General features: G+C 71.9%; 1 protein-coding gene. It reads right to left on the minus strand.

What is annotated here, in order from left to right; all coding sequences use genetic code 11:
- The coding region (locus tag QMK24_RS41310) for an acyltransferase domain-containing protein (RefSeq protein ID WP_283472061.1) at positions 1-997 on the minus strand (997 nt) is incomplete at both ends.

Consider the following 997-nt stretch of genomic DNA (forward strand, 5'->3'; position numbering starts at 1 on the left):
CAGACGGTGAGGTCGCCGGTCGGCGTGCGGGTTCCGGTGGTGAGGAAGCCTGCGGCGTGCCGGGTCCAGGACGCGTCGGGGTCGGTGTGGTCCTGGCGGGAGTGGATGGTCACGCTGCGGCGGCCGGTGTCGTCGGCCGCGCCGGCGGCCACCTGGATCCGGGTGGCGCCGGACTCCGGCAGGGTCAGCGGCGCTTCGAGGACGAGTTCGTCCAGTACACCGGCCCCTGCCTTGTCCCCGGCCTGAATGGCCAGCTCCACCAGGGCCGTGCCCGGCACGAGCACCACGCCTTCTACGGCGTGATCGGCCAGCCACGGGTGGGTGGAGAGCGACAGCCGGCCGGTGGCCAGCACGCCGCCGGAGTCGGGGAGCACGGCCACCGCGCTGAGCAGCGGGTGCTCGGCGGCGTCCAGACCGGCCGCGCCCACGTTGCCGCTGCGGCCGCCGGTCTCCTTCAGCCAGTACCGCTGCCGCTGGAACGCGTAGGTGGGCAGCTCGACATGGCGGGGCGTGAGGCCGGCGAAGAGCGGGGTCCAGTCGACGGGCAGACCGTTCACCTGCAGGCTCGCCAGGGAGGTGAGGAACCGCTGCAGGTCGCCGTCGTCGCGGCGCAGGGTGCCGGTGACCAGCGAACCGTCGTCGTCCCGGGCCTCCAGGATGTCCTGGACCGAGGTGGTGAGCACGGGGTGGGTGCTGACCTCGATGAAGATTTCGTGGTTCTCGGCAGCGAGGGCCTCCACGGCGTCCGCGAATTGCACCGTGTGGCGGAGGTTGCGGTACCAGTAGGTGGCGTCGAGGGGGGTGGTGTCGTCGAGCCAGCCACCCAGCAGCGTGGAGAACATCGGAATGCGCGGCGCCTGGGGGGTGATCCCGGCGAGTACGCGGGCGAGGTCGTCCTTGATGTGTTCGACGTGGCTGGTGTGGGAGGCGTAGTCGACCGGGACCTTGCGGGCGCGAACCCCCTGCTCGGTGCAGGCGGTGTGGAGTTCGTCGAGGG

Source organism: Streptomyces sp. PH10-H1 (assembly GCF_030063355.1).
In the GTDB taxonomy this organism is placed as follows: Bacteria; Actinomycetota; Actinomycetes; order Streptomycetales; family Streptomycetaceae; genus Actinacidiphila.